25 protein-coding genes and 2 pseudogenes are annotated in these 26,896 nt (G+C 43.9%); 17 read left to right on the forward strand and 10 right to left on the reverse strand.

Features of this window, described 5'->3' with window-relative positions; all coding sequences use genetic code 11:
* Window positions 1–191 precede the first annotated feature (191 nt).
* Both NX722_RS15190 and NX722_RS15195 read left to right on the forward strand, forming a co-directional pair.
* Window positions 192–2,195 (forward strand): autotransporter outer membrane beta-barrel domain-containing protein, encoded by a 2,004-nt coding sequence (locus NX722_RS15190; RefSeq protein WP_262563683.1) that lies wholly within the window; start codon window positions 192–194, stop codon window positions 2,193–2,195.
* Between the two features lie 11 nt (window positions 2,196–2,206).
* Complete coding sequence (locus tag NX722_RS15195; RefSeq protein WP_262563684.1) at window positions 2,207–4,192, forward strand: ExeM/NucH family extracellular endonuclease; 1,986 nt, start codon at window positions 2,207–2,209, stop codon at window positions 4,190–4,192.
* Between the two features lie 266 nt (window positions 4,193–4,458).
* Here NX722_RS15195 and NX722_RS15200 read toward each other — a convergent pair whose 3' ends face one another.
* The gene (locus tag NX722_RS15200) at window positions 4,459–4,803 is read right to left on the reverse strand and encodes a hypothetical protein (protein ID WP_262563685.1); all 345 of its coding nucleotides are present in this window, start codon (window positions 4,801–4,803) and stop codon (window positions 4,459–4,461) included.
* A gap of 25 nt (window positions 4,804–4,828) precedes the next feature.
* Here NX722_RS15200 and NX722_RS15205 point away from each other — a divergent pair, with 25 nt between their 5' ends.
* From NX722_RS15205 to NX722_RS15220, 4 genes are all read left to right on the forward strand, one after another.
* On the forward strand, window positions 4,829–5,356 hold the full coding sequence (locus NX722_RS15205; RefSeq protein ID WP_262563686.1) for a conjugal transfer protein TraN: 528 nt from the start codon (window positions 4,829–4,831) through the stop codon (window positions 5,354–5,356).
* Window positions 5,305–6,378, forward strand: a complete 1,074-nt coding sequence (gene traN / locus NX722_RS15210; RefSeq protein WP_262563687.1) for a conjugal transfer protein TraN — start codon at window positions 5,305–5,307, stop codon at window positions 6,376–6,378. Before NX722_RS15205 ends, traN begins: the two co-directional genes overlap by 52 nt.
* Window positions 6,379–6,485: 107 nt before the next feature.
* On the forward strand, window positions 6,486–7,106 hold the full coding sequence (locus NX722_RS15215; RefSeq protein ID WP_262563688.1) for a hypothetical protein: 621 nt from the start codon (window positions 6,486–6,488) through the stop codon (window positions 7,104–7,106).
* The gene (locus NX722_RS15220) at window positions 7,103–7,501 is read left to right on the forward strand and encodes a hypothetical protein (RefSeq protein WP_262563689.1); all 399 of its coding nucleotides are present in this window, start codon (window positions 7,103–7,105) and stop codon (window positions 7,499–7,501) included. The genes NX722_RS15215 and NX722_RS15220 overlap by 4 nt, the downstream gene beginning before the upstream one ends.
* Before the next feature lie 92 nt (window positions 7,502–7,593).
* Here the strand turns inward: NX722_RS15220 and NX722_RS15225 are convergent.
* From NX722_RS15225 to NX722_RS15235, 3 genes and pseudogenes are all read right to left on the reverse strand, one after another.
* Window positions 7,594–7,839, reverse strand: a pseudogene (locus NX722_RS15225) (transposase); the annotation flags it as partial.
* A 19-nt stretch (window positions 7,840–7,858) separates the two neighbouring features.
* Window positions 7,859–8,299, reverse strand: a pseudogene (locus tag NX722_RS15230) (IS30 family transposase); the annotation flags it as partial.
* A gap of 26 nt (window positions 8,300–8,325) precedes the next feature.
* The gene (locus tag NX722_RS15235; RefSeq protein WP_262563691.1) at window positions 8,326–8,619 is read right to left on the reverse strand and encodes a hypothetical protein; all 294 of its coding nucleotides are present in this window, start codon (window positions 8,617–8,619) and stop codon (window positions 8,326–8,328) included.
* Window positions 8,620–9,052: 433 nt separating this feature from the next.
* Between NX722_RS15235 and NX722_RS15240 the strand changes: the two genes are divergently transcribed.
* Together NX722_RS15240 and NX722_RS15245 are read left to right on the forward strand one after the other, a co-directional pair.
* Window positions 9,053–10,405, forward strand: coding sequence for an AAA family ATPase (locus NX722_RS15240; protein ID WP_262563692.1), 1,353 nt, complete (start codon window positions 9,053–9,055; stop codon window positions 10,403–10,405).
* Entirely contained in the window at window positions 10,406–11,377 is a 972-nt protein-coding gene (locus NX722_RS15245; protein ID WP_262563693.1) for a hypothetical protein, read from the forward strand.
* A 1,550-nt stretch (window positions 11,378–12,927) separates the two neighbouring features.
* Here the strand turns inward: NX722_RS15245 and NX722_RS15250 are convergent.
* Window positions 12,928–14,163 (reverse strand): ISL3 family transposase, encoded by a 1,236-nt coding sequence (locus NX722_RS15250; RefSeq protein WP_262563604.1) that lies wholly within the window; start codon window positions 14,161–14,163, stop codon window positions 12,928–12,930.
* 86 nt (window positions 14,164–14,249) lie between these two features.
* On the opposite strand from NX722_RS15250, the gene NX722_RS15255 reads away from it, so the two are divergent.
* The 5 genes from NX722_RS15255 to NX722_RS15275 are packed head-to-tail and all read left to right on the forward strand — an operon-like array spanning window position 14,250 to window position 19,306.
* Window positions 14,250–14,876 (forward strand): protein kinase domain-containing protein, encoded by a 627-nt coding sequence (locus NX722_RS15255; protein WP_407647997.1) that lies wholly within the window; start codon window positions 14,250–14,252, stop codon window positions 14,874–14,876.
* Window positions 14,864–15,697 (forward strand): serine/threonine protein kinase, encoded by an 834-nt coding sequence (locus NX722_RS15260; RefSeq protein ID WP_262563694.1) that lies wholly within the window; start codon window positions 14,864–14,866, stop codon window positions 15,695–15,697. Before NX722_RS15255 ends, NX722_RS15260 begins: the two co-directional genes overlap by 13 nt.
* 10 nt (window positions 15,698–15,707) lie before the next feature.
* Complete coding sequence (locus tag NX722_RS15265; RefSeq protein ID WP_262563695.1) at window positions 15,708–16,148, forward strand: hypothetical protein; 441 nt, start codon at window positions 15,708–15,710, stop codon at window positions 16,146–16,148.
* Window positions 16,149–16,168: 20 nt separating this feature from the next.
* Window positions 16,169–17,872 (forward strand): IS66 family transposase, encoded by a 1,704-nt coding sequence (locus tag NX722_RS15270; protein WP_262563696.1) that lies wholly within the window; start codon window positions 16,169–16,171, stop codon window positions 17,870–17,872.
* 12 nt (window positions 17,873–17,884) lie between these two features.
* Window positions 17,885–19,306, forward strand: a complete 1,422-nt coding sequence (locus NX722_RS15275) for an AAA domain-containing protein (RefSeq protein ID WP_262563697.1) — start codon at window positions 17,885–17,887, stop codon at window positions 19,304–19,306.
* Between the two features lie 66 nt (window positions 19,307–19,372).
* Here NX722_RS15275 and tnpA read toward each other — a convergent pair whose 3' ends face one another.
* Window positions 19,373–19,804, reverse strand: coding sequence for an IS200/IS605 family transposase (gene tnpA / locus NX722_RS15280; RefSeq protein ID WP_262563698.1), 432 nt, complete (start codon window positions 19,802–19,804; stop codon window positions 19,373–19,375).
* A gap of 100 nt (window positions 19,805–19,904) precedes the next feature.
* On the opposite strand from tnpA, the gene NX722_RS15285 reads away from it, so the two are divergent.
* Genes NX722_RS15285 through NX722_RS15295 form a run of 3 tightly spaced genes read left to right on the forward strand, consistent with a single transcriptional unit; the run spans window position 19,905 to window position 22,919 of the window.
* Window positions 19,905–21,194 (forward strand): DEAD/DEAH box helicase, encoded by a 1,290-nt coding sequence (locus NX722_RS15285; protein WP_262563699.1) that lies wholly within the window; start codon window positions 19,905–19,907, stop codon window positions 21,192–21,194.
* Window positions 21,187–22,422 carry a hypothetical protein gene (locus tag NX722_RS15290; RefSeq protein WP_262563700.1) on the forward strand — a complete coding sequence of 412 codons (1,236 nt, stop codon included), beginning with the start codon at window positions 21,187–21,189 and terminating at the stop codon, window positions 22,420–22,422. The genes NX722_RS15285 and NX722_RS15290 overlap by 8 nt, the downstream gene beginning before the upstream one ends.
* On the forward strand, window positions 22,419–22,919 hold the full coding sequence (locus NX722_RS15295; RefSeq protein ID WP_262563701.1) for a hypothetical protein: 501 nt from the start codon (window positions 22,419–22,421) through the stop codon (window positions 22,917–22,919). Before NX722_RS15290 ends, NX722_RS15295 begins: the two co-directional genes overlap by 4 nt.
* Window positions 22,920–22,931: 12 nt before the next feature.
* Here NX722_RS15295 and NX722_RS15300 read toward each other — a convergent pair whose 3' ends face one another.
* Window positions 22,932–23,525, reverse strand: a complete 594-nt coding sequence (locus NX722_RS15300; protein ID WP_322740969.1) for an IS630 family transposase — start codon at window positions 23,523–23,525, stop codon at window positions 22,932–22,934.
* Window positions 23,488–23,979 (reverse strand): helix-turn-helix domain-containing protein, encoded by a 492-nt coding sequence (locus NX722_RS15305; RefSeq protein WP_262563702.1) that lies wholly within the window; start codon window positions 23,977–23,979, stop codon window positions 23,488–23,490. The genes NX722_RS15300 and NX722_RS15305 overlap by 38 nt, the downstream gene beginning before the upstream one ends.
* A 36-nt stretch (window positions 23,980–24,015) precedes the next feature.
* On the opposite strand from NX722_RS15305, the gene NX722_RS15310 reads away from it, so the two are divergent.
* Complete coding sequence (locus NX722_RS15310; RefSeq protein WP_262563704.1) at window positions 24,016–24,813, forward strand: hypothetical protein; 798 nt, start codon at window positions 24,016–24,018, stop codon at window positions 24,811–24,813.
* Window positions 24,814–24,891: 78 nt separating this feature from the next.
* Here the strand turns inward: NX722_RS15310 and NX722_RS15315 are convergent, their stop codons facing one another.
* Complete coding sequence (locus NX722_RS15315) at window positions 24,892–25,608, reverse strand: M48 family metallopeptidase (protein WP_262563706.1); 717 nt, start codon at window positions 25,606–25,608, stop codon at window positions 24,892–24,894.
* Complete coding sequence (locus tag NX722_RS15320) at window positions 25,601–26,887, reverse strand: type I restriction enzyme subunit R domain-containing protein (protein WP_262563707.1); 1,287 nt, start codon at window positions 26,885–26,887, stop codon at window positions 25,601–25,603. Before NX722_RS15320 ends, NX722_RS15315 begins: the two co-directional genes overlap by 8 nt.
* Window positions 26,888–26,896: the final 9 nt, after the last annotated feature.

A 26,896-nucleotide genomic window follows, 5' to 3' on the forward strand; every position in this document is an offset into this window, starting at 1 on the left:
AAGGTGCGGAATATGAACCATAGAGATTAAACTTCTAGCTCCATTTTCCCCCACAATTTCCCCCACAATCTATCGCTTGAACATTTTGTTTCAGGGTGTTTTTCATGAAGTCTGTCGCTCTTCAATATCTCTTCATCTCCAGTGTATCCCTGTCCCACTCTGCTTATGCTGCAAGTTGCGGCTCTGATATAATGTCCAGTTGCACAATCGACGTTTCGAAATCAGCGAAAGGGACACTTTATACGGTCAAAGATGGGGCCAGCGGACAGCTGACCCTGACGGGGTTTCAGGAAGCATTGTACAGGGGATCTGTATTGCGCTTTGAGGGTGATTCTTCTGCTATGACGGTCAAGATACTGCCGGAAGCACAATTATCAGCTGATTACGATGCTATTGAGATTACGGAAGGAGCCAAAACAGGGATTATTACAATACAGGGTAAGGTTAACTCCCGCTTTCAGCACGCCCTGAATGTCCATGCAGGAAGCCAGCACCAAAAAATCCAGATAGACCAGAATGCTGTACTCAGTAATCAGTCCCCCTATCATCCAGCTGTACATATTGATAATACGGCTACAGGCGAATTGCTATTCAACGGAAAGGGGGAATCAGAACAGAGTAATGTTCTGATGTATTCAACGGACCCAAACCACCTCTGGGGTATGGATAAACTTCCGGCAGGCATTCACAAATTAGTGATGCCAGACACTGCCGAGCTGGATTCTTCAAAAAGCCCTCTAGTGCTCGGAAATAAAGAACATGTGTTGATTAGTGATACGCCATCGTCCTGGTGTTTTGCAGATGACTCTGTCATCCGGATGGATGCCAGTTTTTTGCCGGGAAACTATATAGAAGGGACAGCACTGATTGAAGGCTCAGACATCGTTTTTGGCAAAAACAGTAAACTGTTCTTCAAAGGTTTACCGCCAATAGGAAAAACATTCACGTTATTTTCAGCGACAGGTCAACTGATTCCTCCCGAGGTGATTTCAGCCAATCTATTCTGGATAGTAGTTACAGAACTAACGACAAAACCCAACCATTTCAACATCACCTTTGTTGCACGCAATGACAAGGTAGTAATTAACGACCTTCAATCTATGGGACTTTCCCATAATCAGGCTCTGGTCGTGCTTAACAGTTACAAATATGCGCCACAGGCTGTGAAAAAAGAAATAAACCGTCGCATAAATGATAACAGTTACAAATATGCGCCACAGACTGTGCAAAAAGAAATAAACCGTCGCATAAATGATAACAATGCCCTGAAGGCCCTGGCAGAAGAACTTACTCCCCGGCTGGCACACACAGGTACCATTGTCCTCGATATGAGCCGTAAAACCAGTTCAGTGGTTGACAACAGACTGGCTCTTATCCAATCGAAAAATACTGGTGTTAATACTGGCGATAACATGTCGGGCAGGCATTTCTGGTTAGAGGCTTCAGGCTCCAAAGCTGAACTGAAAAGCCATCAGGACGATCCCGGCTATGATGCCAAACAGTACGGTATTACCCTGGGTTATGACCACGATCTGCCCGACACGGAGCATCTGGTTGGCGTTGTATTTGCCTACCGCAAAAGTGACGGGGATTTTGCTGCCGGTAACAAGATCGATACCAGAGCGTGGCAGCTGGGAATCTACGGCAACGTCAATATGAACACTTTCGGTCTGGAACCCCAGTTTATTTACACCAGAGCCAGGCACAGCAGCAAACGAAGGTTTAACAGACAGGAGGATAAAGCGGATTACAATGGCAACGCCTATAGTTTTCGCATGCTTGCCTGGTGGCCAATGCCGATACAGCCTCTGGCCGGTTTGAACATAACTCACGTCAGCACCGATAAACATCATTTCAGGCTGACGGATCAACAAATACAGAGTACCAGCCAAACAGCCTATGAAGCAGGCGTGGGTGCTCGCTATTTTCCTAACCGAGCTGGTTTTTCGCCCAAGGCGCAGGTGATGCTCTGGTACAACTTCTCTAATGATTCACTGGATACCCATTATCGCATCGGCAACGGTCCGGTATCAGTCGTATCACAAAGCCGTGATAAGCAGCCTCTGAGTCTGTCGGGATTACTTGGGTTTGATTATACCAGCGGACAAATTACTTCAGGCTGTGATATCAATGGTGTTTATCGAAAGAACTTCAGCGACATGGGGTTCAGCTGCCGCTTCCAGTATGACTTTTAGGAGAATTTACGATGTTCAGGCTTTTTTCCTATGACATTCTGCTTTCAGGTAGCCTGCTGGCAGCGTTGGCACAACCGCCCGCCATTGCCCAGGTGCCTTATCGAATACATGATGTGCAGGGTAGCGGTGGAGAGAGTCCCCACAAAGGCGAAAGAGTCAGTATAGAAGGTATACTAACCGGTTTTTACAGCAAAGGTAGAAAAAGCCCTTACGGTTTTTTCCTGCAGGAACCTAAAGAGCGGGAAGATGATGATGACAAAACATCAGAAGGAGTATTTGTCTATTTCCCCAAGGAATGGGAGCAGGTAAAACAAAATGACCTGGTTCAGGTAAATGGCACGGTTAAGGAGTATTACGGTGAGACACAAATCAGTAAGATCGAAGGCAATGCCATTATTAAGCCAGCTGGTGAGCATAGCTTTACGGTCAGTACACCGAAAATTCCCGCAGAGCGTGACTTTCAATCCGGGGAAATGGAACGTAACGAAGGCATGACGGTGGTTGTTGATGGCGTCATTACCCGCTCCTACGGTTATGATTATGATGCCTTTCGCAATAACATGGTTCTGGCAAAATCCCTTCAGTTTAATCCTACCCAAAAGTACCGCCCCACCAGCGTTGAAGCTGAAGCTCTGGTCAAAACCAACGCCAAAAATCGTATTGTCCTTGAAGAATCTGGAGGCCAGATCAAAGGTGAAATCGGCTACTACCCTCAATTCAACCCACAAACCTACCCACTGCGAGTCAGTAGTCAGGTCAGAGACATAAAAGGAATCCTAGCCTATGCCTATCGTAAATACTTTCTGGTAATGAATGAAGCCTGGGGTGACAACAATGTTCAACAACCAGACAATGACTCACTGATACGTGCTCCCAAACCGGCATCAAGAAAGAATAACGATGATCTTCGTATTGCCGGTTTTAACCTATTGAACTTTTTCACCGATGCTATGGTCGAAGGGGCACCACAAACCACCTATGCAGGGGGAAATCGAGGTGCTAAAACTATTGCTGAAGGTGTGTTGCAGCGCCAGAAACTGGCTGAAGCCATCCGGCTGATGGATGCTGATGCCATAGGATTTCTGGAAGTAGGTAACAACGGCAAAACGGATAAATCCTCGATAGCCAACCTGGTTCGCTACCTCAACAGCCGACAGCCCGACAAAAATTTGCATTATCAGTATGTTTATCCGGAGGGGGACTCTTCTATGGGTACTGATGCTATTTCGGTAGGTCTTATCTATCGCCCTGCTTTTCTGAAAGCATCAGGTTCGCCGGTACTCCTCCCTATGCCACGGGAAGTTAAGGTTGAACTTGAAACCGATGAGGGATCTTCGATTATCGGGCAACGCAGCACATTAATACAGAAGTTCTGTCGTAAAGATCAGGACGACTTTTGTTTTACCCTGGCTGTCAATCATTTCAAATCCAAAGGCTGCAGAGGTTGTGTGGATGACCCGGTTGATGAGAAAGGCAAATCCTATGGCGGCATTCAGGCGTGTTGCAATAATCTGAGAGTGTCTGCCGCCTACTGGCTGGGGGAATATTTCAAAACCCACACCAACCCGGAAGAGGACTCTGTTTTACTGATCGGGGATTTTAATGCCTACGCACAGGAAGACCCGGTTTATTTGCTGACAGCCTCGGAGATTGATGAATCGGAAAATGTCAAAACATCCAGTTCTGCAAAGGTTGAGGGTTCAGAAGGTGAAATACCTCTCGGTAAGGTACTCACAGAAGGTTATGGGTATAAATCCCTTCTCACCGAAGGAGACACATTCAGCTACAGCTATGGCGGAGCACTGGGAAGTCTTGATCATGCCCTGGCCAGTGCCGGGCTGGAGGAAAAAGTAGTTCAGGCATTTGACTGGCATATAAACTCTCTGGAAAACTCTTTGTTTGAATATCCAGACAAGTATTCCGGCGATTTGCCAAAAGTGCCGGGCCAATACAGTTCCAGTGACCATGATCCTGTGATTATCGATATAAGACGATAAATAATCACTTAACCCCATACAGTGATTGCTTTATGGGGTTCAGTACTAGCAACGTTTACGCCAACATGAACAAATGGAAATTCAAGCCCATCGATCGGAACACGCCCCGTTCTTTTCCCTGCCAGTATTCATGATTACCTTCCTGAAGATCACATGGCTCGGTTTGTTGTCGACGTTGTTGAGCATTTGGACTTGACTAAACTCATTAAATCCTACCGGAGCTCGGGTTCAAAGGAGTGGCATCCGGCTATAATGGTGCCATTGCTTTATCCATTACCAACCAAAGAAATAAATAGATTCCAGACCACCAATGATACAGCACCCAGCCAAAAGTAAATTCTGGATACCAGATACTGATACGCTTGTAAATCTTCACACCCAGCCTGAGGAACTGTTTCACTGTTAAAAATTTCTGTTTTCTTAAGCGTGCCAAAAGGAGCCATACTCTTGCATGCACCCCAGAATAGTTGACTTTCCAGTGGTGTTCTGTAAGAAAGTCCACTCTCATTTTGCTCACTGCTCTCGCTGACATAGACAGCATTTATTCCCATATCGTTATAGTATTCAGCATCATCGTTTTCGATGTTCAGCGAATCTACCAAACCAAGCATTTTGACTGGTGTTTCCTGAGAATCATTGGCATACAGATACTCTACGTCACGACAACTACCCTCTGACTGCAAAACAGCAAGAGCAGAAGCTGACTGTTTTTATTACAAGACCACAACCACACAACAGCCTCCCGATAACTGCGCCCAGTTCGCCAACAATCCTGATTGTGAATTTCTCAGCAGCCGATGTCTGGGAGACTCTCCATCACAAAAATATGGCACCTGCTACACCTCGGAAGACCGCTACGACTGTGGGTATACCGGTTCACTAAATCGCATCGGTATTGAAGAAAGCATTCACTGTGAAGGCCAACCCATGAAGTGCATGTTAGGAGAATGCCAGGCGGATATTACCGACGCTGATAATACGGATTTTGCCAGTGCGGTCAGTGGACTCCACGCCGCAAAACATATGGCCCACGATATGGAGTGCGACCCTTATGAGGGCGGCTGCCAGATATTCAGCGGTAAAGCCTGTACCTGCAAAAAGGTATTTTCAATATGGTGGACTGCTGCAACCTGCCCACCAATGTCAATTTTGGAAGCTACCTGAACCTGCTGTTGATGGGCTATTTGTTCGATAAGTCTGCAATCCATCTTCAATCGAACTACCCCAACCAGTTAACCGGCCAGTACCAGAAAATGCGGGAACCTTTGATGCAGGGCATCAACAAACTCAGCCAACCCGCAAAAAATCTATGGTCAAACGTGGGAAAGAGTTGGGACAAGCTCTCCAAAAAACTATGGCCAACACCGGCTGAAGTCCACACGCAAACCGCTACAGCCCAACCTATTGCCGGAGAGCTGTCGCAAGAAGCGCAGTCATCTCTGTTGGGCAATATGCAGCAACAACTCATGCGAAAAATGGCCGAAGTCGTCCAAAAAATACTGGGAGAAGACGCTACCAACCTGTTGTTCCGAACAGCAGGCAATAACCTGGCCTCACAGGGCGGACAACTCAGTCAGCAAGCTCTGATTATGAATCCAGCCATTACTTCAGCGATCAGTGCCGTTACCATGCTCTACACCGCCTACACCATGACCAAACTCATCATCCAGATCACCAACAAATGTGAAGACGAAGAGTTTGAACTGGCAGCAAAGCGGGAAATGAAAAACTGTCATAAGGTCGGCAGCTACAGAAAGTCCAAATTACTGGGACTCAGCAGCATGAGCTTCAACAGCTACTGCTGCTTCAACTCACCACTATCACGCATTCTGCAGGTACAAATCAGACAGCAGTTAAACATGGGCTGGGGTTCCGCCAAACATCCGGATTGTTCTGGTATCACTCCCGAGGTTTTACAAGCGGTCGACTGGAACCAAATTGATCTGAGCGAATGGCTGGCACTGCTGAAGCTGCAAAACAAGTTGCCGGAACTGAATGCCGATACACTGAAGCAGCTCAACTTGGAAAGGCTGACAGGTAAAGGCTCACGGCTGGATTTTAATGAACAGCGGGAGGATAGCAGGCAGCGGTTGGAGGTTCGATATAAGAATCTTAAGCCAGAGCACCTTAATCATTTCCAGAGTGAAAAAGCGCTCAACCTTCGCTCTCGAACCAATCACCGCTGAGTCAGGCAATGGTTCTATCTTGACAAAAACAGGGTCTCAAACCACAATTGCTTCATACCAGTCGTCCCACGTCCTAGGACATAGGACATGCCAGCAAAGGGAGCAACATGAAAGGTCAGGATATCGGTTTATTGTTAAAACTCTACTGCCTAAGCCTTGGAGAAAATCAGTCGGTCATCCCTATTCCAGCGGGTCAATGGCAGGACTGGAGTGTGGAACAAGAAAATAGTGCAGAGTCTTCTTCTCCTGATGCCGTTGATTCTTACGGGGTTCGTACGCTGGCTCAAATGACCGGTATCAGTAAATCTCAGGTTAATCTGGCATTAAATCGCTGCTATAGCGTGGGGCTGGCAAAAAAAGACCGTCGATCAGGTACTCCTTCGGTGAACCGAAAGTCCCTGTTTGAGTTTATTGTTTATGGTTTAAAATTTGTTTTCCCTGCCTCACCGGGTGCAGTAACACGAGGAATTACTACTTCGCTGGTTGCTCCTGTTTTTGATAATGAACTCATGAGTGCCGGAGAGCTGGTTCCTGTCTGGCCCGATGCCCGTGGGCTCAGCAAAGGTCAGGGGATTGAGCCGCTGTTTAAATCCGCTACCTACGCTATCCGTAAAGACCCTGCTCTTTACGTGTTACTGGCTCTGGTGGATGCTATTCGTATGGGGCAACCCAGAGAGCGAAACCTTGCCATCCACAGGCTGGAAAACTATTTGGGTCTGGCAAAATGAGCCAAGCCAATCAACACCAACAGATGCTTATTCGTGTCGCCACCGCACTGGGGGCTGACCTCTTGCAGCAAATGGCTTTTGTGGGAGGTTGCACCACCGGGTTATTGCTTACCGATGCTTTCAGTCTGGAGCAGGTGCGTCATACTGATGACGTAGACCTGATTGTCCATGTAATGGGGTACGCTTCTTTTGCCGACTTACAGGCTGCATTGCAACAAAAAGGGTTCTGTCATAGTACCGTAGAAGGAGATCCTCTCTGCGCTATGAGACTGGGCGAGATGAGAGTGGATTTCATGCCCGACGATGCAAGCATTCTTGGGTTTTCAAACCGTTGGTATCCGGATGCTCTGTCTACGTCAGAACCCTACCCCCTTTCGGATAACATCATTAAGTAGTCATGCATACGAAATCATATATTCCTGACCGACCCCATCAAAAACTCGCTTTACCTCTTTCTCAAAGCCTCTGAAATTCACAATTCCTGAATTCAAGTCATAAGTGCATAACCCATGACTTTTCTTGCATCTATTCCAGTTGACTCTTTAAATGCCTCATAAGGAGTCTTGTAGCCCAGGCACTTTCTTGGCCTGTTGTTCAGCTTATCCACTGCAATGATGACATCTTTTTCTGTCACGCCATTAAGCTCCATCGACTTGGGGAAATACTGCCTTAGCAAACCATTAGCATTCTCATTCTGGCCTCTTTCCCAAGAATGGTAGGGGGCAGCAAAGTAGCTGTCACATTTCCTGAATTCAAGTAATAAGTGCATAACCCATTAACTTTCTCACATTGACTCCCGTAAGTTCTTCAAAGACTTCATAGGGAGTCCTAAATCCGAGACACTTTCTTGGTCTGTTGTTCAGCTTGTCAACAGCACTGAAAACCTGATCTTCGGTCACCTTATCCAGCTCCATTGATTTCAGAAAATATTGCCTGAGTAACCCATTGGCATTCTCATTCTGCCCTCGCTCCCAAGAGTGGTAAGGCTTTGCGAAATAACTGTCGCGGGATATGGCTTTTGAAACGGCCTCATGCTCAAAAAACTCCTTACCATTGTCGTATGTTAGCGTCTTGATGAACTTGTCCAGAGGCTTCAAAAGCTTAATCATAGCGTTTTTGACATCCTTAGCTTTCTTCCCTGGCTGAGGCATGGCAAGCCGTAGCTTTGACTTCCTGTCATCCATTGTCAGGATGTTAGACGACAAGCTGAGATTTTTCCTCATGTACCGGTTTTTGAGCTCATACTACCACCGGTATATCCCTGCTCCCTGATCTCTGCAAAGATTACGTCTGCATTCCAGACATTTTCTGCCAGTAAGGCATCAATGACGGGTTTAAAGTCATCAAGTTTGCTGGCACGTATGCCTGGCCTGCGCCTGGGTGGTGGTCCCTGTCGTTTCAGGGCACGCTTGACTGTGCTGACAGAGCAGCCAGCCTGGCTTGCAATATCTTCAAGGTAACAGCCTTTTTCTCTGGCTTGTTTTATCATGAGGTAGTCCTGTCGGTTGATCATGGCTCTTTTCTCTTAGTGCTGATAATACTTTGGAAATCGGCCATGAAGTGGTTAATTGAGAGGTCATATCAAACCGGTGATTTGGTGGTGTTTATTGCCGGAGGTAACACCAACGGAATGAACCGTTGATAATCGCCCATTCAAACAAGTGAAAAGCCAGTTTTTTTGACCCATATCGATTGCCAAAAAATATTAATTATCGATAATAGCGAATACTAAAATCCTCTAAAAACAGGAATAAAAGAACAATATTTAGACGATTGGCATTTATGGAACTGCAATAAGGCGGTAGTGTGAGCGCTTTACTGCTCTATACAAAAACAATGTTCATTAAATATCCAAATCTCCTATTTTGTAATGTCTATTAAATAGTCAATCTGGTTACCAATCGGGAAATCCTTTTATTTACAATACAAAAATTACAGGCATATTAATGATCACTGAGTTCAATATAAAAAACTTCAAATCATTTTCGAAATCACAGACTCTTCCTCTAGCTCCTATTACGTTAATTTATGGTCCTAACTCAGCAGGTAAAAGTTCTGTCATACAATCACTGATGATGTTGAAGCAGACACTGCTTGAGAAAGAAAAAGACAGTGATCTGGTAACATCGGGTGAAGACATTGATCTGGGTACCTTTGAGTCATTAATACATGGACAAAACCCGGTTAAAGAGATGTTATTTTCAATTAAGTACAAGAATCAGCTGGATGCAAAGGAGTTTCAGCAAAAATACTCTTACAATATGCTCTACTCTAACAACGATATCAGAACAGTTGAGCTTGCCTATAAGCAATTTGAGACCAAAGCCAGTCTGAACCATTATAAGTTCATCTGCAGTGATAAGAATGGTGAAAAAGTAAATTATCATGTTGAAAGAGGGCATAAAACTTCAAGCGGCACTACATTCACTCTGAAACATAACAAAAGCTTGAGACAAATCATTTCAAAACGAGTAAAGCTCTCATCAGCCGATGGCCATGGGTGGAACCTACTGGAAGACTGGTTATCTGAACCCTTTAAAATTGGTTCACATCTTAACATTCCAAGCGTTATAACTGATCTTGGTACACCATTAAGTGACTATACCGATAAAGTTCTGGATGATATCCGCTCTAAGTTTGAAGATATAAAATATCTGGGACCGCTAAGAAGCTCTCCCAAGAGATTCTATTCGGATGCCATCAGCAATTATCAAAAGAGTCAGGGAAAAAATAATCTTGGTCTTGATATTTATACAGCATCCAGAGAAACAAAAGAAAAAATCAATATAACGCTGGACAATTTTCATATCCCATACGCATTAAGCGCAAAGGATGTTGGTAATATCAATACTGGCCCCCTAATTTCTGTTCAGCTCAAAGATTTACGCAATGGTGCAGTAGTAACCCCTAGAGATGTAGGTTTTGGTATTGGTCAGGTGCTCCCAATCATCCTTGATGCCATTGTATCCAAAAAGAAAGTGATATGCGTAGAACAACCAGAAATACACCTTCACCCAAAGCTGCAAGCACATTTAGCTGATTTGTTTATTGATTCTAGTTCACCCCAAAATGGCAATCAGTGGATCATCGAAACCCATAGTGAAGCACTGATGCTAAGAATACAAAGGCGCATAAGGGAAGGGTTAATAAGCAAGGATTTGATATCAGTCTTATATGTCGATGTCGGACAAGATGGTGCTCAAGTCACACAGATAAGCCTGGATGAGGAAGGTGACTTCACAACAATTTGGCCTGCAGGTTTCTTTGAAGAAAGACTTGATGAAGTATTTGGTGAATAAATGCTGACGACGTTTTATTTTGATCAGGAGCTGTTTGATGACAGCGCTCTCGAGTATCCAGCGATCAACAATGCCATATTGGAATCATGGCGCAATTATGGTTGTCTGGCGGTATGCACAGAGAACAGTAAAAATATTATCTCCGCTATTAACAAGGTTCCACTTAAATACAAGCAGCGTTGGATCACAGCTCTTTCTTCCAAAACTTTTAAAAAAACAAAAGTCAGAATAGACAACCCTGTACTTTCAACATTGAGCAGCATCGATGACTTTAAAGAAAACTATTTCAAGAATGACATAATCACAGGTATACTTCCTTCAGATTATAACGAGCTGTTTACAACTAGAACTATTGATGTCAGTAACCATCATTTAGAAATAATCAACCCAACAAATATCAATGAATCAATCAATTTCACAACCAGCAAAGATAGTTGTGAACAGGATATAAAAGCCAATGAAGACTTCTCAGAGCTCTGGTGCAGACGGTTTGATGGTCTGGCAAAACATACGTCTATCATCACAATAATTGATCGATATATGGCTTTAAACATCGAATACGATCTAAACAGAAGAAAAGCCACATCACTTGAAAGATTGATTGAAAAGCTATTTGCTTATGACAAGAAGTTTGTCATAGACATTTACAGCGCCTGTGATATACCCAATAAAAATATTAATGCCAGCAGCATCAAGTCCTACATAGAAAGCACTGTCAAAAAAAAGCCGTATTACAAAGATAAAAATTTTGAAATACGGTTTTCTCTTTGCAAAGATAGGATTTTCAAAACGAAGGCTCATGATCGAATGATGTGTTTTGATGATCATGTGGTGCAGATTGGAAAAGGTATGGAAATATTTCGATCCAATCCTATTGAGAACAATACATTCACAATAAAAGCAAGGCGAGCTACATTCTTTGATGAAGCCTACAAGGAACTTACCAAGAACAGAGACTGGGTGTACCGATAAATTTCCACAAATAATCTTAGAACTATTACACCTCTTTAGAAAACAATAATTTTCAACAATAAAACAGCAGCATAAAAATCAACCATTCATCGATCAAGATAATATGGAATTACATTTTCAAAGCGTTTCAGGAAAAGAAAATATTGGTGACTTTACCTGGATACACCATACAGGACGACAGGCCATCATTACCGATATGGTTTCAGGTACCGATGCCAATCATGGACTTCTATTACTTAGAAACTGGCTAAATGAGCGACAGAGCAATGAGCTTTTTGACCCAATATCGTTGATTAATGATATTCACACACTTTTCCTGAGTGAGAACGTTCAAACCGTATTCGGAGTGATTACTCAGTCTGGTTCAGGGTATCTCTGCCATTATGTTGGGAATCTGCGGCTATTCAGTATTTCAGAGTCAGTGACTCTCTACCCTGAAACGACAGTAGAAAGTCAACCTAATGCCGTAGTGGGCCAGCCTACCACACCTCCAATAGCCAAATACGTTCTCAAGCCAGACAGTGACAGCTTACTGATGCTGACCAGTGATGGTTTGAACTCGGAAATACTGTGCTCAACTGAAATGAGTTACCAATCATTAAAGTCAGGTAACTTATACAGACAGTTTTTGCCTGCTGTTTCCGACAGGGACTGGTCAGCTCTGCTATTCCCAATGACCAATACTCATACCTTTGTTCGCCCTGAATGGCCGTACAATCCATTTGTTGGCCCACAGGAGGACAGGTTTCATGAAAGGCGTGGTCTGGCTGACCTGGCTACTGCATTGTTCAACTGCCCGCAGTTTGATGGTTTCAGGATTGTGTCCTGCCCACCAATATTAAGTGACAGTTCATCAAGACTGTTTGATGGCTTGTTGATATACCCCTTTGGTGTAATACCTCTGGAGCTCAAAGATCATCATGGCAACATCAAGGTTGACATCTCTACATCCAAACGACAAAGCCTTTATATTTCAAATGAGCGTGGTGAAAACACTTTTTCAAACCCAGTTCATAAACTACGAGAATCATTAAGGCGTTTTGGTGATTTACCAGCGCTTAAAGGTCTGGACCCAATGCTAAAAAATACTGGTCTGGTTATTTTTACATCGCCTGATGCCACTGTCAGCTGTATTTATAATGAAGAAACATTACCAGTGCCTTTTATACAAGCTGGCGAAGTTCTGGTAGCCCAGCCTGAGAATATTTCTGAAGCTTTGATGAGCTTTTGTAAAAAGCGCTTTGGGAAAAAACTCAGGCACCGCCTTGATGAGTCTGAGATCAACCTTATTGTTGACCAGCTGGTTAATTCATATCCAGCTCAGGAGAACGGTGCTCAGTGGATAGGTGAGTACCAGTGCAGTCGGGATGTCAATACAAAAGAGTCCACGGATTATTATAAGGTGTTCGATGCTTGGGAGTATGGTAACCGAAGGTGGGCAAAATGCTTCTCGTTTGACCACTTAAGCAATATTCACAGACAGGCCGAAATCCAGAGCCTTGGTCGGGAGGCGCAAATTTTGGTTCTTCCCTGTTTTAAGTGGGTAGTTTTCAACGATGTACGCCAGTGGGGTACAAGTCCAAGCCTCCAAGATGAAAGTAGATCGCTGTCTTATATCTTTCACGGTTTCGAAAGCCACAAGCCCGATTCTTCAAACTCTGAATCTTGCTGTTCACTCCCTCTGCTCGACCGTTATTAGCCTCAAGGACAATAGCGTTGATGATACCCCACAAGTGCTCTTTGACCGTTCTGGCAACTTCTTTTATGGGCTCAAGCCGACATCTCTGCGCCCAGCATAGCCACCTCTTCCAGGCCTTGATTGCCCAAGCTCTGGACTTGTAATTCCATAAGCTCATTGCCATTTGCCGGATGGCCCAGGCGCGAGCTGTTTTAAGTGTCGAGTTTCTCAGTGGTTCGAAGTTATCCCACTGCTCTTCAGACATGTTTTCAGGGTTAGTCAGCCAGTCGTAGCGAGTCCCCTTAAGCAGCTCTACACCTTGGTTTACAAGGGCTTTGTTCTCTTCTATCCGAACCTTGTTGACAGCTTTACCCAGAGACTGAGCAACGTGAAACTTATCAAATGCAATCTTCTGATCTGCGTCTGGAACATTCTCACTGACTGACTTGATGTAAGCCTTGGACATGTCCATCGTCACGCATTCGATCCCCTCTTTATGGTCATAGGGCAGTGTGTCAAAGTACTCGTTGAGACTGTCACTTTTACGGTCATCAGAAACGTGAATAACAACGCCTTGGTCGTGGTCAGTGACCACTGTGACGTATTCATGATGCTTTTGAAATGAGGTTTCATCAACAGCGATTCGTTTTGGTGGCTTAGCATCACGACGAGCCAGTCCTCTCTTCACTGCACGCTGCTGAATACCGTCTATGGCATTCCAACCAAGCTTCATTTGTCGTGCAACTGCCTTCGTAGTTGCCTCCTTTAGCCAGTCAATAACAAGGGCTTCAAACAGAGCTGTATATCGAGAGTCAGATTCAGCCCAGGGCACATTGATGGCTAACACCTTATGCTCAGGGCACTGGGTCCGTGGAACCCTGGCAACTAGAATAGTCTGAAACTGACAGGTATCCAGATGACGCCACTTCTGAGTGATGTGGTCGTAGCCAGAGCAGGGCTTATCGCAAACACTGCATTTGCAGGCCTTTTTACCATTGTGTTCAATGAATACCCGAACCTGTTGATCCTGTAATGACAATTCAACTTCAGAAACGAACCAAGGAGACTCAATACCCAGTATTTGAGAATAGAGTTGCTTATCACGCATCGGTGCATCCTTGCATTGAGTGCTTCAGAATATAATAAATCACCCACTCAAATTGAGGAAGAGCCCAAATTTTAAACCGGCTCGGAATGAAACGCCTGCATGGTGTTCAATATTATTGCGGAAAGGAAGTCACAGATGATCATCTGTATATCTTTCTGGAACCTGCTCCAGAGTTAAACCTGACAGAGTGGGCAAAGAACAAGCCATCCCGGCAAGAGATTACCTCATTGTTGCTTTCAGTCGCAGAGATACTGAAAAACATTCAAACAGTAGGTGAGCCAGCGATCATACACCGGGCGATTAATCCCGAGAATATACGGATTGATGAGAATGGCCAGCCAATGCTGATTAACTTTGAACTTTGCCAGCTTGAAACTGTTGCCACTTTGCCCATTAACGCCAGAAGAACCTTCGCTCAGCAATATCAGGCACCGGAGGTGAATGAACCGGGGCAAACTCTGACTTATGCGGCTGATATTTACAGCCTCGGACTGATCGCCTTCCAGATGCTCGCTGGCAACTTACCCTTCGAAGACTCATCAAAAGAGCTGATTGCCAAAGGGCGAAGGCCCGTATTCTGGAACAGGTTGTGTAAGGAATTGGACATAGATAAATCCAATGCTCAGTTCCTGCAGCGTCTCCTGCATAGCGTTGCGAAGCATAGACCTGGTATCAATGAAGTCATCGAGGTATTCAAATCATGGGCCAACTAGCTGTCAAAAGTGCTATAAAATCTCCCTCTACAGGCTACGAAATAGATAAAATTATTTATTCTAATCCGGTTACCAAACGAGCATTTTACCGTGTCAAAAATACGAGCTTATTCGGTACAACCTATGGTTTAAAAGTTATTGAGGTAGAGGACGGTCATCAAGTTAGGACAATAAAAAATGAAGTCGTTGCTCTCAACCGGTTACCTTTTGGCATCACATCTAAGTGCCATTTGCATTGGAACCAAGGAAATAAACATTTTCTGTTAATGGACTGGATAGAGGGAACACCTTTATCTGAATACCTCGCTTCGAATAGCGAATCCAACATACCGTTGGTTCAGAAGTTAGCAATAGCTGAGCAAGTTTGCAAAAAAGTACAACAGCTGCATCGCTTTAAATTATTACATAGGGATATCAAGCCAGACAATATTATCCTCCAACTGGCAGGAAGAAACGTCACCAATGTTTACCTTATTGACTTTGGCTCATCCACACAGAAGCGGGAAACAGAAGAAGGTACCTATCATTACCGATCTCCTGAGCAAAGTATTGCCAGAAACATAAGGCTTACTGAGACAAGCGATATATTTTCACTCAGCCAGGTTATTCATTTCATTTTAACCGGTAATCCTGCCGAGCTTGAGCCAAATTTTGAGATATCTGACTGGGAGACCGAGATAGATACCCAGCAGAACCCTGCACTACCTAAGCAAATAGCGACAGTCCTCTCAAAAGGGTTACGTTTCAGCGCAAGTAGAAGAACTCAACAAGCACAAACTATTGCCAACCAGCTTCGTGACGCATCCAGACGAATAAAATAGGAATTAAAGGATGACTGATATAATCAACACATCTGTGCCATTCTGGCCAGAGCAAAAAGTGGCTAAATACGATTCTGAGATTCCACTTCTTTATAGAGAGGAAAATAATTATCTGGATAAGAATTGGCCTGATAATGGACCCAGTCAGGACCAGGCTATCGACCAGCTGAAAAATGTTAAAAAAGGCTGGATCAGCTCTTTCAAACTAAAGAATAAAGATAGCGTAATGATTACGCTATTAATCAGTAAGTACAAAGTTAATGTTTCAGTTGGTAATAGCAATGGCAATTCAAGGCTATGGTTAAGCAGGATTTTCTTTGCCAACAATCAAGATCGCCAGCGTATGCTAGAAAATGGTGCATTAGTTTCTTTTGATGGACTGAGTATTATGAGTAACTGCTCAAAATTGACTGGCAAATCAACCTCTACAGGTCAAAGAAAGTTATCCTGATCTTTCGTATATTTCACCGTATGCACCTGCCTGACTCACTATTCTCCAGTACAGACAATGAACAGTTGCGTTCATTCGTCAAAAACCTTCTCGACACGGTCGAGAAGCAATCTGTGCAAATTGAAAGGCAGCGCGTTCAGATCGAACAGCTGGTCGAAGAGAACGAACAGCTTCGAGCAGAAATTCGCCACCTGAAGAAGCACAAGGGCAAGCCTAAAATCAGGCCTAATGTCTCGGACAAGGGCGATGATCAGGAAGACAGCTCTTCTGCGGAAGACACTGATCAGGCTGCCGGGAAAAGTGACACTGATCGTCCGCCGAAAAGTAAACGACCACGATCACAAGAAGCCGGTGAAACCGCTGCACCACCAATGACTGTTGACCGAGAGGAAATCTGTTCAATCGCTGCTCCCGGTGAGAACTGGCGCTTCAAGTGCTATATCGACTTTTTCCATACTGAGCTGGACTTGCGTTTTGTCACTACTCGCTACAGGCGTGAGTATTACACAACTCCGGAAGGCGGGGTGTCAGCCCCGCTACCTGATCATGTGAAAGACCGTTTTGGCGACAACCTGAAAGCCCATCTGCTGGATTTTTATCATTCATGCAGTACGACACAGCCACTACTGCTATCTTGGCTGCACGACCATGGATGCTCAATATCAGAAGGTTCCCTGAGCAACATCCTGACGAAAGGCCATGATATTTTCCACCAGGAAAAAGAAGAATTGCTGGAAGCAGGGCTGACTTGCTCTGATTATCTCCAGGCCGACGACACAGGTGCTCGCCACCAAGGAAAAAACGGCTACTGCCTGTTTATCGGCAACCCTTATTTTTCCTACTTCCATAGCAGCGACAGTAAGAGCAGGATTAATTTCCTGGGCTGTCTGCAAGGGCAGCAGCGGCTTTATCTTCTCAACGACGTTGCCATTGACTACATGGAGAATCAGGTTGATGTGTCGAAGAAGTGGATCACTGCGCTATCCGAATGCGGCGAGAAGCGTTTCTCAACAGAAGAAGAGTGGGAGAGCTTCCTTAACAGCATTGGTTGTGCTGCCCCGCAACAAAGGCGCTGGGCGACAGAGGGTGTTTTAAAGGCCGCATTGATGCTCAATCATCGCCTTGAGAACCTGATTATCCATAGCGATGGAGCCCGGCAGTTTGATACAGCCTTTCAGCATTCGCTGTGTTGGTACCATGCGGGAAGAAACATGGACAAGCTGATACCGGCCAATGACCTGGAACGAGCCGCCCGTGACACCGTGCAGGATCAGTACTGGTGCCTCTACGACGACATTGAGGCCTACCAGAAAAAACCAACGGACAAGGAGAAACAGAAGCTCTACCAGGAGTTTGATCGTTGGGTAACACAGCGGGTTGACTACCCTGCCTTGCAGGCTGAGTTGGGCAAACTGATGGTTGTCAGGGAAGAGCTGTTATTGGTTCTTGAGTATCCGTGGCTGCCACTGCACAACAACCTGAGCGAGAGGCAGATCAGAGAGTATGTGAAACGGCGAAAGGTTAGCGGTGGTACCCGGAGTAAACTTGGGAGGAAATGCCGCGACACCTTTGCCAGTTTGAAAAAGACCTGTAAACAACACGGGGTGTCCTTTGCCAACTATCTCAGGGACAGGCTGACTGGAACCAATCTGATTCCGCAGCTGGGGCATCTCATCCTGAAGGCATCAGGCTATCAGGAAACGGTTCTTGCCAATGGAATATGAGCAGTTACTATTATGACCGGTCGAGAGTTTGGTTTTGGACTTGAGAAGTCAGGTTCAAGATACAGCTCTGGAGCCTACGCTAATGAACTTCTTGAAATCATTAACTCTCCCTGGACTACAGATGGGGAAGAAATATCCCAGCAAGATACAAAAGAAGAGTTAAGCGCTGAAATGCGGGAAAGCGTTGATATGCTTCGTAGCTTTATTGATGCTGAGCATGAGATTGAACAAGCGAAAGCATTGCAATGCCCTCCTTTCTTCGCTACATCGATCACTGCGCTTAGCAAAAAAACGCTGTATCGGTTGCATTATGAATTAACGATAAATGAAAGTGACTATAAAAGGTTATGTGAAGAGCAACCCAGTTTGCTATTAATTTTATCGGAACAAAAAGAACCCACTGATATATTATTGGAGCTTGTAGATCTTAATCCGGTTGAGAAAGAACCCATCATTCATGTGAGTATCGAGAAACAAACCTCTGATACGCTGATTCCTCAAGAGGCAATGCTTGGTGTCGCTGCTCTTCCGACTCTCAATAAAGTTCGTAATGCCGTCGTAGATTCCCTTGAGGAGATGACTTCAAAGAACCCATGGTTACTGCCCCTGGCCGCTGAGGAATATGAGCACCCTCCACTACAAACAGTGGATGTTCCTCTGCCACCCAGCAAATTCCCTCCGACTCCATCCCAGGTAAAAGCCATTAATAGCGGTGCAGGTAGTGATGACTACACCCTGGTATTAGGACCTCCGGGAACGGGTAAAACTACCGTTATTCTGCAATGGGTAAAGTACTTTGCAGCACAAGGTAAACGAGTATTAGTCACATCGCAGAATAATAAAGCCGTAGACAATGTTCTGGAGCGGTTAGCCGAAGAAGATGATTTTGAGTGTCTTAGAATCGGTAATGAGAATAAAATAAGCTCCTCTCTTGAAGCCATAACACTGGACAATAAGGCAACTGAGCTTCAGATGAAGATGTTTTCTGATGCTGATGAAACATTAGAAAAACTGAATTCTCAAAAAAAATTATTACAGAAAATTATTGAACAGAAAAAAGAGATAAGTGTCCTAATATCTCAAAGGGACAGTCTTGATAGAGAATATAAACGATCATTCAAATCTATCCCTGATATAGAAAAAAAACTTTCAGACCTGACATCAAAACAGGTCTTACTAGACGAAAGCTTAAAAAAACTACAAAAAAAACTATCAGGTGAAGAAGTTAAAGTGTGGCCAATTTTTAGGTTCATGTTTGATATTTACGATCAAGTCCGCTGTCAACGATTAAATGAAAAAAAAGACAGAATTCTTAATATTAGTTCTGTAACCAATTCAGAAATATCAACAAACCGAGCTCATCTTTCTAACCTTGAAAAAAGAAGAATTGAACTTCCAGTCCTGATTGACGAGTTAAATAATAAAGTTAACTGACCTCCGGCATAGCCGGAGGCTTATCAGATTACGCCCTCTAAGGGCTTTTATTGCGCCCAAGGGCGCTTACCAGTCAAGATCATACTGATCTCTATTTCCATCATTCTTTTCTTGATCTCGGATATATGCCCGAACCACTTCTTCATCAAGTCCTACTGTTGAGACAAAGTAACCTCTTGCCCAAAAATGCTCTCCGTTAAAGTTACGCTGCTTGCCTTTGAAATTTTTCGCAATCTCTATTGCACACTTTCCTTTCAGATATCCAACGACATGAGATACCGGATATTTGGGTGGAATACTGATGCACATGTGAACATGATCAGACATCAAATGCCCTTCGAGAATTTTGCAGCCTTTCCTTCTGGCAAGCTCATGAAATATTTCTCCGAGAAACTTTCTCAAATTCCCATAGATTACCTTTCGTCTTCTCTTTGGGATAAAGACAATATGGTACTTACAATCCCAACGCGTATGAGCCAAACTCTTGTAGTCTCTCATTGGTTTTACCTTCAATTTTCTTGGTCGGAAACTGAAGGTTAGCTACTGTCGCTACGGTTAAACCTATGAGAGTCTCCCCGGCATAGCCGGGGGTTTATCAGTGTTAATTAATATGTATTTTCCTGATTCAGAGACACTGATTCAGGAAATATGCGCCCCAAGCTCAACGTTGAAATCAATAAACCTCAGGGATCTTGAAGGTTTAGATCCAACTCTAAACAGGCTTAATAACGTAATAACAAATCTAACCAGCTGGTTTGATAAGTTAAGGAAAGAGCGTCAGCAAGCATTATATAAAATTCTTATTGAAAATGTGAATGTTGTAGGTGCCACATGTATTGGAATTAACACTAAATCATTATTCAGAGAACTGGATTTTGATGTAGTGATCGTTGATGAATCCGGTCAAATTCAGTTACATAACCTGATTGTTCCTCTTTCCCGGGCAAGTAAAGCGATTCTTGTTGGTGATCACAAGCAGCTCCCACCAGTGGTAAGTGATGAAGTACTTGATGAAATCGCTGCACACGGCTTCGAAGATTATAAAGACCTGTATCGATTAAGTTGGTTCGAACACCTTTGGGAAGCTGCACCTGAAGATCGAAAAATCATGCTGGACACCCAGTTTAGATGCCCTTCAATCATCAGTGACTTTGTCTCTGAGGCTTTCTATGAAGGACAGTACTTTGCAGGAGCTGGGATGGAAAAAAAGAAGCCCTTACTCTCCTTCTGTCCTCAACCCATGATTTGGATAGACACCTGCCGTTTACCAAACAAAACAGAATCTTCCTTCAACCAGGATGGAAGATCTGTTGTTGAAAATAATGTTTGCGAAACCAGCCTTATTATCAACATCCTAAAGAAAGCAATAAAGGAATACCCAGAGCTGGCAAAAAAGAGGGAAATAGGGATTATTGTTCCTTATGCTAACCATGTTAAGGCTATTCAAAAAGCCATTCGACAGCAGCAAAAGAAAGGAATTCTTCTTGAGTTAACCATGCCATTAACTGAGTTGGTAGCCTCCGTTGATAGCTTCCAGGGTCAGGAAAGGGATCTCATTATCTTTACGTTTACTCGCTCCAATCCTCGTGGAAAGGTTGGCTTTTTATCTGACTGGCGCAGACTGAATGTTGCTCAGACACGCGCCAAGAAACAACTGATTATGATTGGTGATTCCAGCACATTAACCAAAGGCGCAAATCGTGAAGGTGCTCATGACAGGCAATTTAAAAAGGCTATGTGTCTGTTGAAAACACAATGTATTGAAAAAGATGCACTACTTGAAGGTTCAAAGTTTCTTGAAGTAAGAAAAATTATAAAACCTAAAAGCACTCACAAAAAACACAACAGTAAAAGCAACGAATCTAAAACGGTAAAGACTCATGCCTAAGAAGATCAAAAATAAAACAAAAGCAAATCGTTTTAGCTTAATGAATAGTTACTCAGAAGTGTTAAATAATAAACTGAATTCAGGTGAAACGATTTTTTATGCCCGGAATTGCATGCTCCCAATAATAAATATCAAAATATTAGTAAAAGAGCGCAGCCGTGAAGAGTTAAGTGATACTGACATCATGTTATTCAAACTCATCCAACAGGGTATCAGTTCAATAGAGTCTATTGTGCTCTTAACGGGTTTGGCAGAAAAGCTGGTGCTAAAACATTTGAATGAAATGGATGGGCGATCATTTATTTCATATAAACATGACAAATTTGAATTAACCAGCCTTGGATTAGAAAGTTTACAGCATGGTGTACCTGTAAGAAAAGTTCTAAGATCATTCAGATACTGTGCAGTTTCTTCACGCTTACTCCCTAGATCAGCTTATGAGCTTGTTTACTCTGAAATGAATGAATTGCGTGATAAAAACACCCGCAACTTCTTAAAATACAGCCATATTTTACAAGAAGAACAAATGGTCAGTCTATCAGGCATGGATTTAGCTCAGATTGAATCCAAAAGAGCGCTAAACATTACTGACGAGGCTATATCATTCGACGAAATCAACGGATACACTTCCGGCTATCTTCAGACAAAGCTATTTTTAGTTGGAAAAAATAAACCAGAACGTGCGATAGTGGCTTTTGGCAAAAGCTGCCTTGAATATAATGCAGAAGATATAATACCAGTGATCCAAAAAATTGATACCGTCCGAACAATTGATGTGATCAAGAATCAGTTGGATAAAGATGGTATTGTTTATTCGGACATCCAGCTAGATGAATATGGATTACCAAAAATATCTATTGAGAGTGCAAGTAATACCTGGTTCCAGAAGAAAATTGAATCGGGTCAGCAAGCAATACTGATGTGTGGTACAAATCATCACAAGGCAAAACCTGTAAGCTCATGGATATTAAAAGGTTATACGCTGCGCTATGAGTTAACGGAAGATCACTTGATTCAGGAAGCTAACTTGCTGAGGGATTTTATTGAAAGCAGTGAGCGATATTATAAAGTACCTTACAAAGAAAGAGAGGATAAAAGCATCCGTCGTTATGTCTCAAAGAAATACCCACCTGAGCAATTGCTTGTTCTGAAACACCTTGTAGACAAATACAATATCCGAAGGCTTGCATCATGGTTGCCAGATGATCTTGAGGATGCTGCTGTATGAGTAATTATAAATGGTCAGGCTGGGGCTTCCTGCCACTCATGCTATCAAAAAAACAAACCCAGACTCTATTATCTTCCCAGCCATGGAAGCATTGGTCTGAGGGGCTGACAATAGATCAAATCAAGGACATAAGGCGCTTCTACACTCGCTCAGGCGCTACCACTCTCAGACCGATGGACGGTGGCAGATACATTTTAAACCTGAATGAAGCGTCTTCGGGCTGTTTAATTTTTTCAACGGATCTCTATGAGATTAAACTCGAAAAACTTCAACTGTTACTCATAAATGATATTGGTCTCATATATTGTCATCTGACTTCATCATCATCTTACAACTCCAAGACTATTTCCATTATTAACCGCACAGTCTTTAGCTGGCAGCCAAGAACAAATTCCAGCCAATGCCCGAAATGGAAAAGTACATCAGAAGAAAACAAAACCCTTTGTGAACATATTTCAGATATTTTATCAGTACCCGTCGATGATGACAGTTATTGATCTGCGCACACCCTATGCATGAACTTTTTCTAAGCAAGCATAGGCAGTGTTCTCAGCTCGGAAGAACCCTAAAATCATCTTTTTCTTCCTCTGTATGGATTTCAAACCAGAACTGACCGCTCTGAGAAACTGATCTTTGGTTTTCAACGCCATACGACCTATGCGGCCCGACTTTAATACACTCCAAATGAGTTCTACGGGGTTCAGTTCCGGAGAATACGGAGGCAGTATCTGGATACCCAACAGCCGCTCTTCCTTGCTGAGATATTTCATCACCTTCTTGGCTTTATGTGCCGAGTGTCCATCTGTTACGACCATAACCGGACGATCATGAGAACTGACAATTTGCTTCAGAAACTTGATGAAAACATCGGCGTTGAAGCGACCAGGAATGGTCATGTAGCGCATATGTCCCTCACCACTCACTGCAGAAATCATGTTGATGCCAAACCGGGCTCCTGTCTTTGTGACAGTCGGCGTATAGCCTTTTCGGCTCCAGGTTGTGCCACTGTGATAGTCAGAGCGTATGCTGGCTTCATCAATAAAGTAGATAATTGCTTTCTTTTCTTCAGCCAGTTTGCGAAGGGTCGGATAGCGTATATCCAGATACTCCTGTACTTTTTTTTTTGCTCTGCTGCCAGGCTTTTCGCACCGGCCGCTGAGGAGTTAATCCCATTCTCCTGAGCATCTTACTAACGGCTGCAGGGTGCATGGTTACATCGAATTCTGTTTTTATTACTGAGGCTAGAATATCCCTCGACCAGAGCGTTTTATAAAATCCGTAAGCGGTTGGGTCTTTGGTCAGAATGATTTGGGTCAGGGACTCTCGTTGCTCAGGTGAGAGCTTAGCGTTTTTGCTATGGGCGATGGGTCGAGTTTTTAGGGCTTCCATCCCGCCATCGCGGTACCTTCCAGTCCACCGATAGATGCAGGATTCATCAGTTCCATACTCTTCAGCAAGGCTCTTTACAGTCGCACCATCAAGCCATTTCTGAATAGCTTCCATGCGAATGGCTTCTCTCACTTCGTGGGAAATTTTGCGACCGTCAACCTTGCTCATAAACACCTCAAAAACAGAGGTGTCACAATACAGACTTTGCACCTGCAAAGTATTGGCTCACATCAATACTATGGGGAAGATGCCTTTGGTCATGAGCTTATAAATTGCAGCTGGATCAAGAAGGAAAAACAACACAGTTCTGAAAACTTATGTGTCAGTCAATTAAGTGCTGGAATTGACCTATCTAACCCAAGATACACCCTTTCTGACAGAGAAATTGTAAACCTTCAGAAACGTCAGTTTTCCTACTGGAAAGACTGGCGTTGCCAGTTCAATCTAAATCGTTTTGTATTTCTTGATGAAACACCAGGCATTTCTTCGCTACAATATAATCTTTATGAATACCATTACTATCTGGATTTATTCGCAATAGTTATTTTCCAACAAATTTCTCTCAATTATTTCAAAGATGAGTTGATTCTTCAAAACCACAAAGAAAAAACCATTTTATTTAAAAAAATATCCAGTTTCCGCAGTCAGTATAAAATGTCACATATCTCGACATACCCTTTCGCAGAAAAATTATACAGATACCTCTGTGATGAAGCCGGACTGGATAAAATCGAGGAAAAGTCATTATCGGAACTAGAATACAGCTACGCCTTGTGGCGTCAGGAAAAGCAAGAAACGAATGACTCCGTATTATTGTTTATATCCTTGATTGCAGCTTTGCTATTGCCTGCAAGTTCACTGGCTACAATTTTTGCATTAACCAACGAACAGATGAGTGTTAATTTTTGGTCTTCTACCTTATTGGTTACTTGTATTACTGTTTTGGCCGTTATATCACCACCATTAAGAAAACATATAAAGGACAATTATTTAAAAAAATAATAATTTCATACTCTGGAGGTATGAGCTGACCCTCCATGCAGGGTAACCTGTATGGTCTCTAACTCCCACGCAGTTTCCCTACAACCCCATCCCTGACCCATTATGCCGCAGCCAGCTGACATGCCTCTGATAATCCGGCAAAACCTTATCAACAGTGCCCCAGAATCTAGCGTCATGGTTGCGGTGTAACCGGTGGGCAAGCTCATGAACAATGATGTAGTCCAGCACGGCCAGAGGAGCCATAAGGCAGCGCCAGTGAAAATTAAGATCGCCTTTGCTAGTGCATGAAGCCCAGCGGTGCTGTAACTCCATAACCCTGACAGAACCAAAGGTGACACCCATTTTAGGTGCGAAGTGAGTAAGCCTCTGGTTGATCCTGTCCAGCCCTTTAGTCCGGTAGAAGTTTTTAAAAATTTCCATGCCGGAATCAACGTGATCCCGACGTAGGAGGAAGCGCCCATTCTTTAAAACAAGCGCTTCATCCTGCTCATCAACCAGCTGCAGGCGGTAGTTGCGCCCCAGATAAAGAAAGCCCTCGCCGTTTACAAACTCCCGATGAACCTGCACACGGTTCAGGTCTTCCCATTCCGCCAGGTTGCGATAAATCCAGCTGCGCTTCTGCTCGATAATGCTCTCAATTTTCGCCATGTCATAAGGCAGAGGAGCACGCACCGTAACAGAGCCATCCCGTTCAATAAACAAACTGGTTGTCTTGCGGTTGCTCTGCTTCAGGCTGTACTGAATATCCTGATATTGATGCAGGCTGGCTTCGTTATCAGTACTGGAATCACTCACCGGTAGTCATACCCAAAATATCTTTTTCTCTTCTTCGTGCTAACGCCACAACCTCTGTAGCCAACAGCTCTCTCTGAGCTTTCAGCTGGGGAACCTTACTGAGGATCATGCGTTTCTTGATTTTGCCCTGTAGCTCTGCCACTAAATCTTCCCGCTCCCAGAAATCAAGGTTGCCAATATGCTCATTCAGATCGTCCATTATGGCGACAATGGTCAGTTTTACCTTATCAATGTGTGCTGCCATATCGCCATCTTTAAAAGCCAGGCTCACGATCAGATCGAAGAACGGGTCTTCCACTTTAGCATCAGGGCCACGACCTGCCAGTATCTCATCCCTTAATGCACCAAGCTTGAGTGCCATCTGTTCCCAGTTATCACTGTGCTTTTTAATGATCTCATCAAGCTTTTCACTCATGCTTTTGTAGAACACAGGGTCATCATCGGCACTGACTTTACAGTGCTTGCGGATAGCGTGTTCCATCTCACTGGCCTGGGCCTTAAGGTCAGGTTCTTTTTTAACTGACTTGATGAATTCATCGCTGAACAACTCAACAGGTTTCACCCTGGGGCTCATTCCCAGGCTAATCAGATGCTCATTGACCAGACTCCGCACTTTCTGGCCGACACCATGGAAGTTCATAGTCTCATCTTTATACCGTTCGCGAGCCCTGGCCTGAATATGAACAAATTGGTACATAGGCAGCTTGTACGGGTTCGCCAAAGCATTAGGCATAACAATATCCATACTCTGCAGAAACTTCTTGAGATAAACGTTGAAACTGTCTCTCAGGCGGATATCTTCCAATAACTCCACCGCTGCCAGCAAAACCTGATAATGATCTTCCGGTGATAACTTCTGGTTGACCAACCGTTCTATCTGACTAACTCCACCTTCCTGGAACAGCTGCAATAGCCGACGATAACGGCTTTCCAGAACAGGCACTTCACTGTCGATACTTTGCAAACCATTGAGAAGGTCTTCCTGATCCTCACCGGCATAAAGCGACAGGGCTTCTTTCAGGTTTTCCGTCAGACCGATGTAATCAACGATGTAGCCCCTTGTTTTCTCCTTGTAGGTTCGGTTCACCCTCGCGATGGTTTGCAGCAGATTATGCTCACTGAGTCGTTTATCAATGTACATAACCTGTTCAATCGGAGCGTCAAAGCCTGTCAGCAGCATATCGCAGACGATCAAAAAGGCGACGCCCGTTTCATGCATATTCCGGTCAAAATGAACACCTTCTCCGGAAAGCGTGAACACCTCCGCTTCCCTAAGCATTGCCTCTCT

The organism is Endozoicomonas gorgoniicola, from assembly GCF_025562715.2.
Lineage (GTDB): Bacteria > Pseudomonadota > Gammaproteobacteria > Pseudomonadales > Endozoicomonadaceae > Endozoicomonas_A > Endozoicomonas_A gorgoniicola.

What these genes read in the sequence shown, in the direction of transcription:
- NX722_RS15200 (WP_262563685.1), bottom strand. Translation starts at nt 4,803, where the DNA reads ATGCTTGGTTTGGTAGATTCGCTGAACATCGAAAACGATGATGCTGAA.
- NX722_RS15215 (WP_262563688.1), top strand. Translation starts at nt 6,486, where the DNA reads ATGAAAGGTCAGGATATCGGTTTATTGTTAAAACTCTACTGCCTAAGC.
- NX722_RS15295 (WP_262563701.1), top strand. Translation starts at nt 22,419, where the DNA reads ATGAGTAATTATAAATGGTCAGGCTGGGGCTTCCTGCCACTCATGCTA.
- NX722_RS15220 (WP_262563689.1), top strand. Translation starts at nt 7,103, where the DNA reads ATGAGCCAAGCCAATCAACACCAACAGATGCTTATTCGTGTCGCCACC.
- NX722_RS15250 (WP_262563604.1), bottom strand. Translation starts at nt 14,163, where the DNA reads ATGCGTGATAAGCAACTCTATTCTCAAATACTGGGTATTGAGTCTCCT.
- traN (WP_262563687.1), top strand. Translation starts at nt 5,305, where the DNA reads ATGGTGGACTGCTGCAACCTGCCCACCAATGTCAATTTTGGAAGCTAC.
- NX722_RS15260 (WP_262563694.1), top strand. Translation starts at nt 14,864, where the DNA reads ATGGGCCAACTAGCTGTCAAAAGTGCTATAAAATCTCCCTCTACAGGC.
- NX722_RS15195 (WP_262563684.1), top strand. Translation starts at nt 2,207, where the DNA reads ATGTTCAGGCTTTTTTCCTATGACATTCTGCTTTCAGGTAGCCTGCTG.
- NX722_RS15255 (WP_407647997.1), top strand. Translation starts at nt 14,250, where the DNA reads ATGAAACGCCTGCATGGTGTTCAATATTATTGCGGAAAGGAAGTCACA.
- NX722_RS15190 (WP_262563683.1), top strand. Translation starts at nt 192, where the DNA reads ATGTCCAGTTGCACAATCGACGTTTCGAAATCAGCGAAAGGGACACTT.
- NX722_RS15275 (WP_262563697.1), top strand. Translation starts at nt 17,885, where the DNA reads ATGACCGGTCGAGAGTTTGGTTTTGGACTTGAGAAGTCAGGTTCAAGA.
- NX722_RS15245 (WP_262563693.1), top strand. Translation starts at nt 10,406, where the DNA reads ATGCTGACGACGTTTTATTTTGATCAGGAGCTGTTTGATGACAGCGCT.
- NX722_RS15265 (WP_262563695.1), top strand. Translation starts at nt 15,708, where the DNA reads ATGACTGATATAATCAACACATCTGTGCCATTCTGGCCAGAGCAAAAA.
- tnpA (WP_262563698.1), bottom strand. Translation starts at nt 19,804, where the DNA reads ATGAGAGACTACAAGAGTTTGGCTCATACGCGTTGGGATTGTAAGTAC.
- NX722_RS15290 (WP_262563700.1), top strand. Translation starts at nt 21,187, where the DNA reads ATGCCTAAGAAGATCAAAAATAAAACAAAAGCAAATCGTTTTAGCTTA.
- NX722_RS15270 (WP_262563696.1), top strand. Translation starts at nt 16,169, where the DNA reads ATGCACCTGCCTGACTCACTATTCTCCAGTACAGACAATGAACAGTTG.
- NX722_RS15320 (WP_262563707.1), bottom strand. Translation starts at nt 26,887, where the DNA reads ATGCTTAGGGAAGCGGAGGTGTTCACGCTTTCCGGAGAAGGTGTTCAT.
- NX722_RS15235 (WP_262563691.1), bottom strand. Translation starts at nt 8,619, where the DNA reads ATGATCAACCGACAGGACTACCTCATGATAAAACAAGCCAGAGAAAAA.
- NX722_RS15240 (WP_262563692.1), top strand. Translation starts at nt 9,053, where the DNA reads ATGATCACTGAGTTCAATATAAAAAACTTCAAATCATTTTCGAAATCA.
- NX722_RS15305 (WP_262563702.1), bottom strand. Translation starts at nt 23,979, where the DNA reads ATGAGCAAGGTTGACGGTCGCAAAATTTCCCACGAAGTGAGAGAAGCC.